Origin of the sequence: Bacillus sp. FSL R5-0443 (genome assembly GCF_038608285.1) — a bacterium.
GTDB classification, from domain to species: domain Bacteria; phylum Bacillota; class Bacilli; order Bacillales; family Bacillaceae; genus Bacillus; species Bacillus velezensis.
This window is the reverse complement of record NZ_CP152013.1, coordinates 3,005,848-3,021,776: the sequence shown is the minus strand read 5'-3', so window position 1 is coordinate 3,021,776 and position 15,929 is coordinate 3,005,848. Positions and strand designations below refer to the sequence as shown.

At 46.9% G+C, this 15,929-nt stretch carries 17 protein-coding genes and 1 other annotated feature; of the genes, 15 read left to right on the top strand and 2 right to left on the bottom strand.

Annotated features, from left to right (window positions below; genetic code table 11):
- The first annotated feature begins 8 nt into the window (after nt 1–8).
- The 4 genes from dnaI (at nt 9) to thrS (ending at nt 4,855) form a co-directional block, all read left to right on the top strand.
- Complete coding sequence (dnaI, locus tag NYE28_RS15110; protein ID WP_012118157.1) at nt 9–944, top strand: primosomal protein DnaI; 936 nt, start codon at nt 9–11, stop codon at nt 942–944.
- 32 nt (nt 945–976) lie between these two features.
- Nucleotides 977–1,618 carry a TVP38/TMEM64 family protein gene (locus NYE28_RS15105; protein ID WP_025285089.1) on the top strand — a complete coding sequence of 214 codons (642 nt, stop codon included), beginning with the start codon at nt 977–979 and terminating at the stop codon, nt 1,616–1,618.
- Between the two features lie 65 nt (nt 1,619–1,683).
- Nucleotides 1,684–2,514, top strand: coding sequence for a putative sporulation protein YtxC (gene ytxC, locus NYE28_RS15100; RefSeq protein ID WP_015240356.1), 831 nt, complete (start codon nt 1,684–1,686; stop codon nt 2,512–2,514).
- A gap of 409 nt (nt 2,515–2,923) precedes the next feature.
- Nucleotides 2,924–4,855 (top strand): threonine--tRNA ligase, encoded by a 1,932-nt coding sequence (gene thrS / locus NYE28_RS15095; RefSeq protein WP_342490153.1) that lies wholly within the window; start codon nt 2,924–2,926, stop codon nt 4,853–4,855.
- Between the two features lie 54 nt (nt 4,856–4,909).
- On the opposite strand, the gene NYE28_RS15090 is transcribed toward thrS, so the two are convergent.
- Entirely contained in the window at nt 4,910–5,704 is a 795-nt protein-coding gene (locus NYE28_RS15090) for an HAD family hydrolase (protein ID WP_015240354.1), read from the bottom strand.
- 186 nt (nt 5,705–5,890) lie between these two features.
- On the opposite strand from NYE28_RS15090, the gene NYE28_RS15085 reads away from it, so the two are divergent.
- The 8 genes from NYE28_RS15085 to NYE28_RS15050 all read left to right on the top strand — a co-directional run bounded on the left by NYE28_RS15085 (nt 5,891) and on the right by NYE28_RS15050 (nt 11,469).
- Nucleotides 5,891–7,672 (top strand): sensor histidine kinase, encoded by a 1,782-nt coding sequence (locus NYE28_RS15085; RefSeq protein ID WP_082998821.1) that lies wholly within the window; start codon nt 5,891–5,893, stop codon nt 7,670–7,672.
- The gene (locus tag NYE28_RS15080) at nt 7,650–8,384 is read left to right on the top strand and encodes a LytTR family transcriptional regulator DNA-binding domain-containing protein (RefSeq protein ID WP_007408091.1); all 735 of its coding nucleotides are present in this window, start codon (nt 7,650–7,652) and stop codon (nt 8,382–8,384) included. Before NYE28_RS15085 ends, NYE28_RS15080 begins: the two co-directional genes overlap by 23 nt.
- 129 nt (nt 8,385–8,513) lie before the next feature.
- Nucleotides 8,514–8,951 (top strand): antiholin-like murein hydrolase modulator LrgA, encoded by a 438-nt coding sequence (gene lrgA, locus NYE28_RS15075; RefSeq protein ID WP_007613022.1) that lies wholly within the window; start codon nt 8,514–8,516, stop codon nt 8,949–8,951.
- A 12-nt stretch (nt 8,952–8,963) separates the two neighbouring features.
- The gene (lrgB, locus tag NYE28_RS15070) at nt 8,964–9,647 is read left to right on the top strand and encodes an antiholin-like protein LrgB (RefSeq protein WP_007408093.1); all 684 of its coding nucleotides are present in this window, start codon (nt 8,964–8,966) and stop codon (nt 9,645–9,647) included.
- A gap of 182 nt (nt 9,648–9,829) precedes the next feature.
- Nucleotides 9,830–9,960: a sequence feature (ribosomal protein L20 leader region), on the top strand.
- Between the two features lie 58 nt (nt 9,961–10,018).
- A complete protein-coding gene (infC, locus tag NYE28_RS15065) occupies nt 10,019–10,540 on the top strand; it encodes a translation initiation factor IF-3 (RefSeq protein ID WP_071543361.1) in 522 nt (173 codons plus the stop codon).
- Nucleotides 10,541–10,552: 12 nt separating this feature from the next.
- A complete protein-coding gene (gene rpmI / locus NYE28_RS15060; protein ID WP_003152493.1) occupies nt 10,553–10,753 on the top strand; it encodes a 50S ribosomal protein L35 in 201 nt (66 codons plus the stop codon).
- A gap of 31 nt (nt 10,754–10,784) precedes the next feature.
- Entirely contained in the window at nt 10,785–11,144 is a 360-nt protein-coding gene (gene rplT, locus NYE28_RS15055; protein ID WP_007613019.1) for a 50S ribosomal protein L20, read from the top strand.
- A gap of 58 nt (nt 11,145–11,202) precedes the next feature.
- Nucleotides 11,203–11,469 (top strand): DUF1294 domain-containing protein, encoded by a 267-nt coding sequence (locus NYE28_RS15050; protein WP_342490152.1) that lies wholly within the window; start codon nt 11,203–11,205, stop codon nt 11,467–11,469.
- Nucleotides 11,470–11,482: 13 nt separating this feature from the next.
- Here NYE28_RS15050 and NYE28_RS15045 read toward each other — a convergent pair whose 3' ends face one another.
- Nucleotides 11,483–11,875 (bottom strand): hypothetical protein, encoded by a 393-nt coding sequence (locus NYE28_RS15045; RefSeq protein WP_007408095.1) that lies wholly within the window; start codon nt 11,873–11,875, stop codon nt 11,483–11,485.
- 183 nt (nt 11,876–12,058) lie between these two features.
- Here NYE28_RS15045 and NYE28_RS15040 point away from each other — a divergent pair, with 183 nt between their 5' ends.
- The 3 genes from NYE28_RS15040 to araA all read left to right on the top strand — a co-directional run bounded on the left by NYE28_RS15040 (nt 12,059) and on the right by araA (nt 15,929).
- Nucleotides 12,059–13,144 (top strand): M42 family metallopeptidase, encoded by a 1,086-nt coding sequence (locus tag NYE28_RS15040; RefSeq protein ID WP_007408096.1) that lies wholly within the window; start codon nt 12,059–12,061, stop codon nt 13,142–13,144.
- 143 nt (nt 13,145–13,287) lie between these two features.
- Nucleotides 13,288–14,253 carry a glycoside hydrolase family 43 protein gene (locus tag NYE28_RS15035; protein WP_012118149.1) on the top strand — a complete coding sequence of 322 codons (966 nt, stop codon included), beginning with the start codon at nt 13,288–13,290 and terminating at the stop codon, nt 14,251–14,253.
- 182 nt (nt 14,254–14,435) lie between these two features.
- On the top strand, nt 14,436–15,929 hold the full coding sequence (araA, locus tag NYE28_RS15030) for an L-arabinose isomerase (RefSeq protein ID WP_327975579.1): 1,494 nt from the start codon (nt 14,436–14,438) through the stop codon (nt 15,927–15,929).

Sequence of the window (15,929 nt, the reverse complement as noted above, 5' to 3'; positions counted from 1 at the left end):
GATATTGAATGGAACCGATCAGCCGATCCTTAGAAGGCGTGACGAAAAGACCTGACTTTCAAAAACGCCTGGAACGAATGCAGCAGCAAGTCATGGCCGACGAAGACGTCCAGGCTTTTTTGAAGGAACAGAAAGATGTAATCAATCAAAGCATGATTGACAGAGGGTTAAATAAACTGTACGAATTCGTTCAGCAAAGCAAACAGTGCGCCTTCTGTTCGAAAGACAGCCGGACGAACAGCCTGCTTGAAGGCTATCATCCGAAGCTTGTGATCAACGGGCGTTCCATTGATATTGAATATTACGAATGTCCGGAAAAGAGAAAGCTCGACCGCCAGAAAAGGCAAAAGTCCCTGATGAAGAGCATGTATATCCAGCAGGATCTTCTCGGCGCGACGTTTCAGCAGATCGACATTACCGATCCGAGCAGAGTCGGCATTTTCCAGCATGTGACGGATTTTCTGAAGAGCTATAATGAAACGGGAAAAGGCAAAGGGCTGTATCTGTACGGAAAATTCGGAATCGGAAAGACATTTATTTTAGCCGCCATTGCTAACGAACTGGCGGAAAAAGAGTATTCATCAATGATTGTATATGTTCCCGAATTTGTCAGAGAGCTGAAAAACTCGCTCCAGGATCAGTCGTTGGAGGCGAAACTGAATATGGTGAAAACGACGCCCGTATTGATGCTTGATGACATCGGAGCGGAGTCAATGACAAGCTGGGTCAGAGATGAGGTCATCGGCACCGTGCTTCAGCACAGAATGAGCCAGCAGCTTCCCACTTTCTTCTCGTCTAATTTCTCACCTGACGAGCTGAAGCATCATTTTACGTATTCACAGCGGGGAGAAAAGGAAGAAGTAAAAGCGGCAAGACTGATGGAGCGGATTTTATATTTGGCTTCGCCCGTCCGTCTTGACGGGGAAAACCGCCGCCGTTCATGATGCCGGCGTCCAATGGGAAGGATTTGAAGGGAATGAGGAATAAGAAGGCTGTCACTTGGGCTGCGGCTGCGGCGGGAGCGGGCCTTTTGCTGTGGGCAAACCGCAAATATCTGAATCTGTCGCCTAAGGAGATCCGGCTGTGGGTATTATCGTTCGGTGTTTTTGCGCCGCTTGTGTTTATCGGAATTTCCATCGTCAGGCCTTTTGTGCTGTTTCCCGTATCAATCGTTTCCGTCGCCGGAGGATTGGCGTTCGGCCCGTTTTTCGGCACCATGTATACGCTGGCGGGCTCAATGGGCGCTGCCGCCGCGTCTTTTTTTGCGGCGGGGCTGTTTGCCTTTAATGAGAAAAGCCGTCATGGAAAAATGGAAGCCATTCAAAAACAGATGAAAACCAATGGCTTCTTTTATATTTTTATCCTGCGTATTCTGCCTGTTAACTTTGATGTGATCAGCTATGCCGCGGGCCTATCGAAAGTCAGGCCGATGACGTATTTTTTGGCGACCGCAGCGGGCATCATTCCGGGGACGATCGTCCTGAATGTGCTCGGCGCGAGCTTTATGTCCGGAAATGTGCTGACCGTACTCGGCGTGATCTGTCTTTACATCGTATTTTTATCGCTTCCCGTTATATTTAAAAAGAAGGTGCGCCATTTGTTCGGCGGTGAAAGCTAACCTTTACGTCTATTTTAAAAACATCCCCCATATACTTGTAACAGATGCCGTAAGGGGGGACAAATATGCTTGAAGTGATCTTTGAAGATGACCACGATACCGCCGCTTTTTTACATCTCATTCAGCAATCGGACGACCGGAGACATTTTATTGTCCGTGAAGGCATAAAAAAAGTCGGAATCGCAAGGTCTGAAACGGCTTTTTGCGTTCAGCGCTTTATTGAGCCGATACTTGTCAGGTTTTTTTTGGAATGCAAAGAAGACGAGCATATGCTTTCGCTTATTGAGGATGCATACTGCTTCACCGATCAGGATGAACAGCAGCAAATCCTTCAGCTTGCACACAGCATTATGGAAGGAGAGCTTGATGATCATCCGTTCGAGCCGAAGAAAGAGCCGCGCACACAGTTTATTTCAGATGCGCTCCGGACGATTTCACTTGATGCGGGTGTTTTTTCCGTGCGTTCGTTTCAGACGTTCCGGCTCGGCAGGTATTATGAGCGGCTCAGAGAATACGCGGAGGCTGCGATAGATGAATACCGGATGGAACAGGAATATCAAAACTTTATCCAGTCTCTGAGAGATTATGTGACATCCAATCCGCCGCGGATGAAGAAAGTCCGCATCGTACATGACCGGGCTTTTACGCTGTGGGAGCTGCGCTATTTGTCAGAACGGGAACAGAAAAAATACATAGACAGACGGTTTGTGCGGGAGCACCCGATGTATATAGATTCCCATCTCCTTGCGCCGCTGATCTCCATTGCGCCTGAGACGGTAGAACTGTATACGGACAAACCGGAGCATATGATGTCCAGAACGATTCAAAACGTGTTTCAGGAGAGGGTGCGCCTTTTTCCGCTGGGCGCGTTTGCCGCCGAGAAGACGGAAGGATAGCCGCACGGACGGCCTTGTGTAAGCGGCAGGGCTGTCTTTGCGAAATCAGACGGAAAACCGAGTTGCATTTTTCTCACAGACATTTTATAATACATAAAAGATTAATGATTGCTACACGTATTGATAAGGACATGAAGCATTGATACCGGCTTTATAAGAGAGGAGAGCCCAGGCTGAAAGCTTTCCAGCTATGGATCATTGTCTTTACCGCCTTTGAACTTCAGCTGTGAACGCCGGAAGAAGCGCCAGTAATAGCTGACGGGAACTCCCGTTACAGAGTTTAGAGCCGCAGGTGCCGAAACAATCGGCCGCGCGGAAAAAAGGGTGGAACCACGATTCCGTTTATTTAACCTCGTCCCTTTCATAGGGGGCGGGGTTTTTGATTTGCATAAAAAAAGGAGTGACGAAGATGTCAGATATGATCAACATCACATTTCCGGACGGAGCGGTAAAGGAATTTCCGAAAGGAACAACAACAGAAGATATCGCGGCATCCATCAGTCCGGGATTAAAGAAAAAGTCTTTAGCCGGAAAACTGAACGGACAGGAAATTGATTTAAGAACGCCGATTCAAGAGGATGGTGCCGTAGAAATCATTACAGAAGGCACAGAAGAAGGTTTGAACATCATGCGGCACAGCACGGCGCATTTATTGGCCCAGGCGATTAAACGCATTTATAAAGATGTGAAATTCGGTGTCGGTCCCGTCATTGAAAACGGGTTCTATTATGACGTTGAAATGGAGCAGGCGCTGACGCCGGATGACCTTCCGAAGATTGAAAAAGAAATGAAACGAATCGTCGGTGAAAATCTGCCGATTATCCGAAAAGAAGTGAGCCGTGATGAAGCAAAAGCCATGTTTGCGGAAATCGGCGATAATCTGAAGCTTGAACTGCTGGATGCCATCCCAGAAGACGAAACGGTCTCCATTTATGAGCAGGGCGAATTTTTTGACCTGTGCCGCGGCGTGCACGTGCCGTCTACAGGCAAAATTAAAGAATTTAAGCTGCTGAGCCTTGCGGGCGCATACTGGCGCGGCGACAGCAAAAACCAAATGCTTCAGCGCATTTACGGCACGGCCTTCTTTAAAAAAGATGACCTGAAAGAGCATTTGCGGATGCTTGAAGAAGCGAAAGAGCGTGACCACCGAAAACTGGGCAAAGAATTAAAATTGTTCGCCAACTCTCAAAAAGTCGGACAAGGCCTGCCGCTCTGGCTGCCGAAAGGCGCAACCATCCGCCGCGTGATCGAGCGCTACATTGTGGATAAAGAGCTGAGCCTCGGTTATGAGCACGTCTATACGCCTGTTCTCGGAAGCAAAGACCTGTACGAAACATCGGGCCACTGGGAACATTATCAGGAAGGCATGTTCCCGCCGATGGAAATGGACAATGAAACACTCGTGCTCCGTCCGATGAACTGTCCTCACCATATGATGATTTACAAACAGGACATTCACAGCTACCGCGAGCTTCCGATCCGCATCGCAGAGCTGGGAACGATGCATCGTTATGAAATGTCCGGGGCGCTTTCAGGTCTTCAGCGCGTACGCGGCATGACGTTAAATGACGCGCACATTTTCGTCCGCCCTGACCAGATTAAAGAAGAATTCATCCGCACGGTCCGTTTGATTCAAGACGTATACGAAGACTTCGGCCTGAGTGATTACACATTCCGCCTGTCTTACCGCGATCCTGAAGATACGGAAAAATATTTTGATGATGATGAGATGTGGAACAAAGCGCAATCCATGCTGAAGGCGGCAATGGACGAAATCGGCCATGACTACTATGAAGCGGAAGGCGAAGCGGCGTTTTACGGCCCTAAGCTTGACGTACAGGTGAAAACGGCGATCGGCAAAGAAGAGACATTGTCAACTGTACAGCTTGACTTCCTTCTTCCGGAACGCTTTGCTCTCACTTACGTCGGAGAAGACGGCAAACAGCACCGCCCTGTCGTTATTCACCGCGGTGTCGTGTCAACGATGGAGCGTTTCGTTGCTTTCTTAATCGAAGAGCACAAAGGCGCCCTTCCGACATGGCTTGCGCCGGTGCAGTTCCAAGTCATTCCTGTATCACCGTCCGTGCATCTTGACTATGCGAAAAAAGTGCAGGAGCGCCTGCAGCGTGAAGGCCTGCGTGTCGAGCTTGACAGCCGGGACGAGAAAATCGGCTATAAAATCCGTGAAGCGCAAATGCAAAAAATCCCGTACATGCTTGTGGTCGGTGACCAAGAAGCGGAAAACGGCGCGGTAAACGTCCGGAAATACGGCGAGCAGAAATCAGAAACCGTCTCATTGGACGATTTTGTGAAAAAGGCTGTAGCCGAAGCGAAAAAATAACCGGAAATGCAAAAAACCCCGTTCATTCAGAATGGGGTTTTTTTGCGTATAAAATTATCTTTCTTTTTGTTTCTCTATAATCGCAAACAGCTCGTGAAGATCGCTGATCACGTAATCAGGCGCAATGTCCGTATCATTTTTCTTTTGCGTCCGGTTTACCCAGACTGTTGTAATACCTGCCCGTTTCGCTCCCAATATATCAGTATTGAGGTTATCTCCGACCATAATGGCGTCTTCTTTTTTCAGGTTCAGGAGGCCGAGGCAATGTTCGAATATGGAGGCGTCGGGTTTCCCTTTTCCGAAAGCGCCTGAGATGACGATTTCATTAAAATAAGGCGCGAGCTCAGGAACGCCGGCGAGTTTTTCTTTCTGCAGGCTGGGATCGCCGTTTGTCAGCAGAAGCAATTCATAAACACCTTTCAGCTTATCAAGCACCGCAAACGTTTCATCATACACGTACGGACGCTGTCTGCGTTCCGCCGCGAAAAACTCCGCCAAATATTCGCCGTAAGCCGCATCGTCTATACCGACGCTTTTTAAGCCGTTCGTCCAGGCGTTTCGTCTGTATTCCGGCGCAATCCGATTCAGCTGTTTAAATCCTTCGCTGACCGGCTCGGAAAAATTCGCCCACAATCCTTCAAATGGATTAATGCCGATCATGACCGTATAAGGATAGGTTTCGTATGACATATACAATTCCCGTGCCGCTTTCCGAACCGCATCTTCAAATGTATGCGGGTCAAGGCCATATTTTTTTTCCGCTTGTAAACATGTTTCCCTGAATGTTGTTCTGACGCTTTTTTCATCCCATAACAGTGTATCGTCCAAATCAAAAAATACGGCTTTCATGATCTTCTCCTCTTTGTTATATTCTGAAACTCTCTGCCGCAAGGCTCCCGTTTATTCTACAATAGATATATAGACTGTGAAAGATTTGTTTTCAGATGATTTGAAAAAAACAGGCAGGTTTGTGTCAGATTCTGTCTCAGGCTCTAAAACGTGATAAAATTAAATTTGAAAGAACAGGTGAAAAGTATGCTGCATTTGATCATCATGATGCTGGAAAGAGTCGGAATTATCGTCATATTGGGATTTGTTCTGGCTCATACCAGATTGTTCAGACAGGCGCTCCAGCAGCCTGAGAGCTATAAAGGCAAAGCGGTGCTGATTTCAATTTTCTCGCTGTTCAGTATCATCAGCAACTATACGGGAATAGAAATTCAGCGGAATACAATCATGAATAATGACTGGGTGTTTCAAATTAATCCGTCCGGTTCAATTGCCAATACAAGAATTATGGGCGTTGAAATCGGCGGACTCTTAGGCGGCCCGTATGTGGGGATCGGCGTCGGCATACTGGCCGGCCTGCATCGTTTATCACTCGGCGGCGCGACCGCAGTCAGCTGTGCCGTCTCATCCGTTTTAGCGGGCATTTTGTCCGGATGGATCGGACGGTATTTCAGAAAACGCTATGCGATGCCGACACCGCGGGTGGCCGCGCTTGTCGGACTCGGAATGGAATCGCTGCAAATGCTGCTCATCCTCTTGATGGCCAAGCCGTTTTCTGATGCTTGGACGCTTGTGAGCATCATCGGCATCCCGATGATATTGGTAAACGGGTCAGGAACTTTTATTTTTCTTTCGATCATTCAGTCGATTATCCGGAAGGAAGAACGGGCGAGAGCCCTTGAAACCCATAGGGTGCTGATGATTGCCGATCAGACGCTTCCGTTTTTCCGCCAGGGGCTGAATGAAAGCTCATGCAAAAGCGTCGCCGCCATCATTCACAGGCAAACAGGAACGGACGCGGTATCGCTTACGGATAACGAAAAGATTTTGGCGCACGTCGGCGCGGGTGCCGACCATCATATTCCGTCTGAAAGCCTGATCACCGGATTGTCAAAACGCGTCATTAAAACGGGTCATATTATGAAAGCGACATCAAAGGAAGAAATTGAATGCACACACGATCCCTGTCCGCTGCATGCGGCGATCGTATTGCCGCTGACGTCAAACGGCAAAACGATCGGGACGCTGAAAATGTACTTTAAAAGCCCGTCAGGTTTAAGCCGGGTTGAAGAAGAGCTTGCAGAAGGACTCGCTATGCTGTTTTCCACCCAGCTTGAACTCGGCGAGGCGGAACTGCAGAGCAAATTGCTGAAAGACGCAGAAATAAAGGCGCTTCAGGCACAGGTCAATCCGCATTTTCTGTTTAATGCGATCAATACGATTTCTGCTCTTTGCCGTACGGATGTGGAAAAAACCAGAAAGCTTCTGCTGCAGCTGAGCGTCTATTTCCGTTCCAATCTGCAGGGGGCAAGGCAGCTGCTCATCCCGCTTTCTAAAGAACTGAACCATCTGCAGGCGTATTTATCATTGGAGCAGGCCCGTTTTCCCGGGAAATATAAAATCAGTCTTGAAATCGAACGCGGTTTGGAGGACATCGAAATTCCTCCTTTTGTGCTGCAGATTCTCGTCGAAAATGCGCTCCGCCATGCATTTTCAAGAAAGCAGGACAGCTGTGCCGTCAATGTCAGCGTGGTATCCTCCGGTCAGTCGGTTTTAATGCGGGTTGGAGATAACGGGCGGGGAATTGATCCGGAATTGCTGTCCGTGCTCGGAAACCATCCGCTGCCGTCTAAAGAAGGGACGGGAACCGCGCTTTACAATTTAAATCAGCGGCTGATCGGGCTGTTCGGCCCCAAAGCAGCCCTGCGATTGGAAAGTGAGGCCGGCAAAGGTACGGACGTATCATTTGAGCTGCCTTTGAAACTGATGACTAAAGGAGAAGAACATGCTGAAGGTGTTAATCGTTGATGATGAAATGCTGGCAAGAGATGAATTAGCTTATTTGCTGAAACGGACGAATGAAGTAAGTGACATAAACGAAGCTGAAAATATTGAATCCGCTTTTGACAGTATGATGGATCAAAAACCGGATCTGCTGTTTTTGGACGTTGATTTGTCAGGAGAAAACGGATTTGACATTGCCAAACGGCTGAAAAACATGAAAAATCCGCCGGCCGTCGTTTTTGCGACGGCGTATGACCAATTTGCTTTAAAAGCCTTTGAAGTCGACGCGCTCGATTATTTAACGAAGCCTTTTGATGAAGAAAGAGTGCGCCAGACGATCAGAAAGTTTAAAAGAGTGAAGCGGGACAGGGCAGGAGCCGTCTCAGAGCAGCCGTCCGCAGCCGGAGCGCATAAACTGGCTGTATCAGCCGGTGAATCTATTGTCATTTTAGATACGAAGGACATTATTTTCGCCGGCATGGAGGACGGACACGTTTCCGTTAAAACGTTTGCCGCGTCTTATTCCGTTCACGAAACTTTGGCGGTCATTGAGAAAAAACTGCCTGATACGGGTTTCTTGAGAGTGCACCGCGCGTTCATCGTGAATACGGAGCATATTACAGAAATTCATCCGTGGTTTAATTCGACGTACAATCTTATCTTAAAAGACGGCTCTAAAATTCCCGTCAGCCGTACATACGCCAAGGACTTAAAAAAGCTGCTTCATATTATATGAGGCGGCTTTTGCATTTCAGCAGCCGTTTTTTGCATTTCAGAATGAATATTCAGCCGTTTGTTATGAAAGCGCTTCAAAAATCGATTTCTCTTTTATAATGGACCTAACAAAGAGAAAGAGGTGAAGAAAATGAGTGCGAAAAAAGTGTACGGATTTCTGACACAAGCATTTATTTTTGCCGTAATTATGCTCATATCTAATGGGATTGCAGCGATTGTCCCCATTCCTATACCCGCTTCCGTAGTAGGTTTGGTGTTATTATTTGTCCTCTTATGTCTGAAAGTGATTAAGCTTGAACAAGTAGAAACGCTGGGAACATCATTAACGTCACTGATCGGATTTTTATTTGTCCCGTCGGGCATCTCCGTGATGAATTCACTTGGCGTCATGCAGCAGTACGGCGTGCAGATCGCACTCGTCATCTTACTCGCCACCATCATTCTGTTAGGGGCGACAGGCCTTTTTTCTCAGCTGATCTTGTCTGTCAGCCAAAAACGTCAGAAGACTGCTCCTGAAAAACAAACGGTGCGCCGTTCCAATCAGGAAAAAGAACTTGTGCAGCATTAGGAGGGAAATCGGATGAGTCCATATTTCGGTATTGTCGTTTCACTTGCGGCCTTTGGCATCGGCACGTATTTATTTAAAAAAACGAGAGGCTTTTTCCTCTTCACCCCGCTGTTTGTCGCGATGGTGCTTGGAATCCTTTTTCTGAAGCTCGGCGGTTTTTCATATGAAGATTATAAAAGCGGGGGAGACATTATTAAATTCTTCCTGGAGCCCGCGACGATCGCTTTTGCCATCCCTTTATACAAACAGCGTGACAAACTGAAAAAATACTGGTGGCAGATCATGTCTTCTATCATTGTCGGCTCTATCTGCTCAGTCACGATTGTCTATTTGATCGCAAAAGGCATTCATCTTGACGCGGCCGTTATGAAAAGCATGCTTCCGCAGGCGGCGACAACGGCAATTGCCCTTCCGCTGTCAAAAGGAATCGGCGGCATCACCGACATCACCGCTTTCGCCGTTATTTTCAACGCCGTTATCGTCTATGCTCTGGGCGCTCTATTCTTAAAATTGTTTAAAGTGAAACACCCGATCTCTAAAGGGCTGGCTCTCGGCACATCCGGACACGCACTCGGTGTTGCGGTCGGTATTGAGATGGGAGAAGTAGAAGCGGCAATGGCAAGTATCGCGGTTGTCGTCGTAGGAGTGGTGACGGTGCTGGTTATTCCGGTATTCGTTCAGCTTATCGGAGGATAAACCCGGGTCATAGACCCGGGTTTTTTTATTGTGTTGGCACGTCCGCGGGCGGCAAAGAACGAAATTTCACATTTTTCCTTGCGCTCGCCCCGGCATCGTGTTAAAATGAAAAAGTTGATCCGGAGAAGTCATTCTTGACTAATGATCCGGTATTGTGTAGAATAGTTATTGAATTGAATATAAATCACAAGCAGAGGCACCCGCTTCTCACCTGATTGACACATTCATGTAGTTGGCAGGTTGACCGTACATTTTTATTTATGCAGATGTTCGTAGTGTGGGTGTGTTGTCATGCCCGCACTTTTTGTTTGCCTGCAGAATGCAGTCAACAAGCGTTGTGAATCAATTCGAAGAAACTATGGAGGTGGCTCATTATTAGCAAAGATCAATTGGTTAATGAGGGTATCCGTGCACGTGAAGTTCGTCTGATCGGACAAAATGGCGATCAGCTCGGCATCAAGTCCCGTCAGGAAGCACTTGAAATCGCCGGCCGCGCAAATCTTGACCTTGTGTTAGTTGCAGCAAATGCAAAACCGCCTGTCTGCCGCATCATGGACTACGGTAAGTTCAGATTCGAGCAGCAGAAAAAGGACAAAGAAGCACGCAAAAATCAAAAAATCATTAACTTAAAAGAAGTTAGATTAAGTCCGACGATCGATGAGCATGACTTTAACACGAAATTGCGCAATGCGATTAAATTCCTTGAAAAAGGCGATAAAGTGAAAGCTTCTATCCGCTTTAAAGGGCGCGCAATCACTCATAAAGAAATCGGCCAGCGCGTATTGGACCGTTTCTCTGAAGCATGTGCGGAAGTTGCGACAGTCGAAACAAAACCAAAAATGGACGGCCGCAGCATGTTCTTAATGCTCGCGCCGAAAAACGAAAAGCAATAAGGAGGAAATCCCATGCCAAAAATGAAAACTCACCGCGGATCTGCTAAACGTTTTAAAAAGACAGGTTCTGGGAAGTTAAAACGTTCTCATGCATACACAAGTCACTTATTCGCCAACAAATCCCAAAAGCAAAAGCGTAAGCTTCGCAAGGGTGCTATTGTGAGCGCAGGAGACTTCAAACGCATCAAACAACAGCTTGCCAACATCAAGTAATCGGACAAGGAACAATTAGGAGGGAAATATAATGCCAAGAGTAAAAGGCGGAACTGTGTCGCGTCAGCGTCGTAAAAAGGTTCTTAAATTAGCAAAAGGTTATTTCGGTTCAAAACATAGATTATACAAAGTAGCAAACCAGCAGGTCATGAAATCAGGAAACTATGCATTCCGTGACCGCCGTCAGAAAAAACGTGATTTCCGTAAGCTTTGGATCACTCGTATCAACGCTGCTGCACGTATGAACGGTCTTTCTTACAGCCGTTTAATGCACGGTCTTAAGCTTTCAGGCATCGAAGTAAACCGCAAAATGCTTGCTGATCTTGCTGTAAACGATCTTACTGCTTTCAATCAGCTTGCTGATGCTGCTAAAGCTCAGTTAGACAAGTAAGTTGAAAAAAGCCGCTCTCTTTCCGGGAGCGGTTTTTTTACGTAAAGGGTGACAATTAATGGCTCTCTTCATTTATGCCGTATTGATAAACGGATACGGCTTTTGGATCATGGGCGCTGATAAAAGAAGAGCAAAGGCGCACAGGTGGAGAATATCAGAGAAACGAATATGGCTCACAGCCGCCATGTTCGGCTCACTCGGCGTATGGATCGGCATGCGCACCTTCAGGCATAAGACGAAACACAAATTCTTTTTATACGGGGTGCCGCTGCTTTTTCTCACTGAAGCCGCCCTTGTGCTGATGTATTTGATGTATAAAACATAAAAAGCAGGAGAGCTTATCGCTCGCCTGCTTTTTTCGCTTTTTTGATGGGCTGGTCCCAATCAATCTTGCAATTCGGATACCGCTCCAATACCTTTTTTTCGACTTCTTCAAAATCACCTGCAGAAAAGCGGTTCAGCTTTTCCGGATTTTCGGTCCATACAAATATCGTATGAATAAACAGCGGATGATCTTTGGAAGGGATATGCTTTTCTCCTTCAAAGAGCACTCCTTTATAAGTAAGCTGGAGATTTTTTCGCGTGTTTTTCTGTTCGTCAATAAAATAAAAATTCTCTTTTGATTGCGCCAGTCTGAGCCTTCTTTTCGGGTTTGCGTAGAATTTGACGCCCATGTAAATAAAATAAATAAGAAGTGCAAGCAAGACAATCCTCAATACTGTAATGGCCATATGTGTGAAGGCACCTCCTCACCTTTGTCATGATCTGATGTAATACGAAAAACAAAACAAAAGGTTTCATTTTTTTAAAAGAAATAGATAAAAACATTTACCCGTTTTTCAGGCGAATTAATCGTATGCTTCAGCATTGGTTTTGTATAATAAGAAGGGTAGTGAAAAAAAGGAGGTTTATTGATGACAAAATTAGATGAAACGCTCACCATGCTGAAAGCGTTAACGGATGCAAAAGGGATACCGGGAAATGAGAGAGAAGTAAGACAAGTGATGAAATCATACATAGAACCATTTGCTGATGATGTCACAACAGACCGGCTGGGAAGCTTAATCGCCAAAAAAACCGGCAAAGAAAACGGTCCGAAAATCATGATCTCAGGGCATTTAGATGAAGTCGGTTTTATGGTGACGCAAATCACTGATAAAGGCTTTCTCCGCTTTCAAACCGTCGGCGGCTGGTGGTCTCAGGTCATGCTGGCCCAGCGCGTCACCGTCGTGACAAAAAAAGGGGACATCACGGGGATCATCGGTTCGAAACCGCCTCACATTCTGCCTCCTGACGCCAGAAAAAAAGCCGCCGATATTAAAGAGATGTTCATCGATATCGGGGCGTCCAGCCGTGAAGAAGCAATGGAATGGGGCGTTCTTCCGGGTGACCAGATTGTGCCGTATTTTGAATTTACAGTGATGAACAATGAAAAACATTTATTGGCGAAGGCATGGGACAACCGTATCGGCTGCGCGATTGCCATCGATGTATTAAAAAATCTGAAAAACAGCGATCATCCGAATGAAGTATACGGGGTCGGAACGGTTCAGGAAGAAGTCGGGCTTCGCGGGGCGAAAACAGCGGCACATACGATTCAGCCTGATATCGCGTTCGGTGTGGATGTCGGAATTGCCGGAGATACACCGGGAATTTCTGAAAAAGAGGCGCAAAGCAAAATCGGCGAAGGGCCGCAAATTATTCTGTATGACGCGTCAATGGTATCTCACAAAGGGCTGCGCGACCTTGTCGTGAACACGGCGGAAGAAGCGGGAATTCCGTATCAATTCGATTCCATTGCCGGAGGGGGCACGGATTCAGGTTCCATTCATTTAACCGCAAACGGAGTGCCGGCGCTGTCCATTACGATCGCGACGCGCTACATTCACACTCATGCCGCTATTTTGCATCGGGATGATTATGAGAATACGGTAAAATTGATCACAGAAGTGATTAAAAAATTAGACCGGGAAACGGTTGACCGTATTACTTATCAATAAAGATACGGAAGAATCTGCTTTTTTAAGCAGATTCTTTTTTTTTGTCTGTACAAATATGAGCCCTGCGTCTACAATAAGAGAAGACATAGAAAAATCTGACAACACGTTTTTGAAAGCGCTTTAAAAAAGGGGAGGGTTTACAAATGAAAAACAGATTCAGACGCATGATCCGCTTTTCATGCGCAGCCGTTACAGCCGGTCTGCTGCTGATGTCTTCATCTCCGGCATCTGCCGCGTTTTGGGGGGCATCAAATGAATTGCTTCACGATCCGACAATGGCGAAGGAAGGAAACACGTGGTACGCTTTCGGAACCGGTTTGGAAGGGGAGAGGGGGCTTCGCGTCTTAAAGGCGGGCAGCGGCGGCGTATGGACCGTTCAGAAATCAATCTTTACTTCCCCGCTGTCATGGTGGGGCAATTATGTGCCGAATTACGGGCTGAATCAATGGGCCCCCGATGTTCAATATTTTAACGGAAAGTATTGGCTGTATTATGCCGTTTCTTCATTCGGCAAAAATACCTCCGCGATCGGTCTTGCATCATCTACAAGCCTCAGTTCGGGAAACTGGAAGGACGAAGGGCTCGTCATCCGTTCAACAAGCGCCGATAACTACAATGCAATTGATCCGGAGCTGACAATTGATAAAGACGGAAACCCTTGGCTTGCCTTCGGTTCTTTTTGGAGCGGCATTAAGCTGACAAAGCTTGATAAAAATACAATGAAACCGACGGGATCACTTTATTCCATCGCTGCCAGACCGAATAACGGCGGAGCTCTGGAAGCGCCGGCCATCACCTACCAGAACGGCTACTATTACTTAATGGTGTCGTTTGATAAATGCTGTTCAGGCGTGAATAGTACGTACAAAATCGCTTATGGAAGATCCAAAAGCATCACCGGACCATATCTCGATAAAAGCGGGAAAAGCATGTCAGAAGGCGGAGGGACGATTCTTGACTCCGGCAATGACCGCTGGAAAGGCCCGGGCGGTCAAGACATTGTGAACGGGAATATTTTAGTGCGTCATGCGTATGATGCCGAAAACAGCGGAATTCCGAAGATGCTCATCAATGATATCGATTGGAGTTCAGGCTGGCCTTCCTATTAATTGATCAGCCGGGCATGTGTGTCCGGCTTTTTTACTTGCAATAAAAGATTGACAGTTTGATTCCTCCTTAACTATAATAAAATTGTTCGTACAAATAAAAGGATAAAAGTTTTATATTTTATATTTGTACGTATATTTTTAAAAATGCAAGCGCTTTATTTTGATAGGAAGGGGAAATGAATGTGCTTCAGAACAAAGAATATGAATTTTGGTTTGTAACGGGAAGCCAGCACTTATACGGAGAGGAAACGCTGCAGCTTGTCGATAAACACGCAAAGGGAATATGTGACGGCCTCAGCGGGGTGTCATCAAGATACAAGATCAGGCATAAACCGGTTGTCACGTCATCTGAAACGATCAGAGAGGTTTTGCGGGAAGCGCAGTATCAAGAAAACTGTGCCGGGGTCGTGACGTGGATGCATACATTTTCCCCTGCGAAAATGTGGATTGAAGGTCTTTCCGCTTTTCAAAAGCCGATGCTTCATCTTCATACCCAGTATCATCGCGACATCCCGTGGGAAACGATTGATATGGACTTTATGAACAGCAACCAATCCGCTCACGGAGACCGGGAATACGGGTATATCCAGTCAAGAATGGGGCAGACGAGAAAAGTCATCGCAGGCTATTGGGATGATGAGGAAGTCAAACATGACATTTCGCAATGGATGAACACTGCTGCCGCCTGGAATGAAAGCAGGAATATTAAAGTAGCCCGGTTCGGCGACAATATGCGGAATGTAGCGGTTACTGACGGAGACAAAGTCGGCGCCCACATCCAATTCGGCTGGCAGGTTGACGGGTACGGAATCGGCGATCTTACCGAGGTGATGAACAACGTCACCAACGCAGAAATTGAGGCGCTTTATGAGGAATACGACAAATTGTATGTCATCAGCGGCGAAACAAAACAAGATGAAGCAAAAGTTGCTTCCATTAAAGAACAGGCGAAAATTGAACTCGGATTAACGGCCTTTCTCGAACGGGGCGGATATACAGCGTTTTCGACCTCCTTTGAAGTTTTGCACGGAATGAAGCAGCTTCCGGGTCTTGCCGTTCAGCGTCTCATGGAGAAAGGGTACGGATTTGCCGGCGAAGGCGATTGGAAAACGGCTGCCCTTGTGCGAATGATGAAAATAATGGCGGACGGAGAACAAACCTCCTTCATGGAAGATTATACGTACCATTTTGAACCAGGGCGTGCGATGATTCTCGGATCACATATGCTTGAAGTATGTCCGACGATCGCCCTTGATCAGCCGAAAATCGAAGTCCATCCTCTCTCAATCGGAGGGAAGGAAGATCCGGCCCGGTTGGTCTTTAACGGAATCGGCGGTTCAGCCATCATCGCCAGCATCATTGATATCGGCGGGCGATTCCGTCTCATTCTGAATGAAGCAGAAGGCAGGGAAATTGATCATGATATGCCGAATCTCCCTGTGGCGCGGGTGCTATGGAAGCCGGAGCCATCGCTGAAAACAGCTGCGGAAGCATGGATTTTGGCGGGAGGCGCCCATCATACTTGTATGTCTTTCCGGCTTACGGCTGAACAGATGCTTGACTGGGCTGAGATGGCAGGCATTGAAAGCATCTTTATTTCCCGCAATACCGAAATACATGAGCTGAAAAAAGAGCTGAAATGGAATGACGTATTATACCGGTTGGGAGGGAATTGA

Bases quoted from the DNA above. Each gene is read 5' to 3' on its own strand.
- dnaI (WP_012118157.1), top strand. From the start codon at position 9: ATGGAACCGATCAGCCGATCCTTAGAAGGCGTGACGAAAAGACCTGAC.
- NYE28_RS15105 (WP_025285089.1), top strand. From the start codon at position 977: ATGAGGAATAAGAAGGCTGTCACTTGGGCTGCGGCTGCGGCGGGAGCG.
- ytxC (WP_015240356.1), top strand. From the start codon at position 1,684: ATGCTTGAAGTGATCTTTGAAGATGACCACGATACCGCCGCTTTTTTA.
- thrS (WP_342490153.1), top strand. From the start codon at position 2,924: ATGTCAGATATGATCAACATCACATTTCCGGACGGAGCGGTAAAGGAA.
- NYE28_RS15090 (WP_015240354.1), bottom strand. From the start codon at position 5,704: ATGAAAGCCGTATTTTTTGATTTGGACGATACACTGTTATGGGATGAA.
- NYE28_RS15085 (WP_082998821.1), top strand. From the start codon at position 5,891: ATGCTGCATTTGATCATCATGATGCTGGAAAGAGTCGGAATTATCGTC.
- NYE28_RS15080 (WP_007408091.1), top strand. From the start codon at position 7,650: ATGCTGAAGGTGTTAATCGTTGATGATGAAATGCTGGCAAGAGATGAA.
- lrgA (WP_007613022.1), top strand. From the start codon at position 8,514: ATGAGTGCGAAAAAAGTGTACGGATTTCTGACACAAGCATTTATTTTT.
- lrgB (WP_007408093.1), top strand. From the start codon at position 8,964: ATGAGTCCATATTTCGGTATTGTCGTTTCACTTGCGGCCTTTGGCATC.
- rpmI (WP_003152493.1), top strand. From the start codon at position 10,553: ATGCCAAAAATGAAAACTCACCGCGGATCTGCTAAACGTTTTAAAAAG.
- rplT (WP_007613019.1), top strand. From the start codon at position 10,785: ATGCCAAGAGTAAAAGGCGGAACTGTGTCGCGTCAGCGTCGTAAAAAG.
- NYE28_RS15050 (WP_342490152.1), top strand. From the start codon at position 11,203: ATGGCTCTCTTCATTTATGCCGTATTGATAAACGGATACGGCTTTTGG.
- NYE28_RS15045 (WP_007408095.1), bottom strand. From the start codon at position 11,875: ATGGCCATTACAGTATTGAGGATTGTCTTGCTTGCACTTCTTATTTAT.
- NYE28_RS15040 (WP_007408096.1), top strand. From the start codon at position 12,059: ATGACAAAATTAGATGAAACGCTCACCATGCTGAAAGCGTTAACGGAT.
- NYE28_RS15035 (WP_012118149.1), top strand. From the start codon at position 13,288: ATGAAAAACAGATTCAGACGCATGATCCGCTTTTCATGCGCAGCCGTT.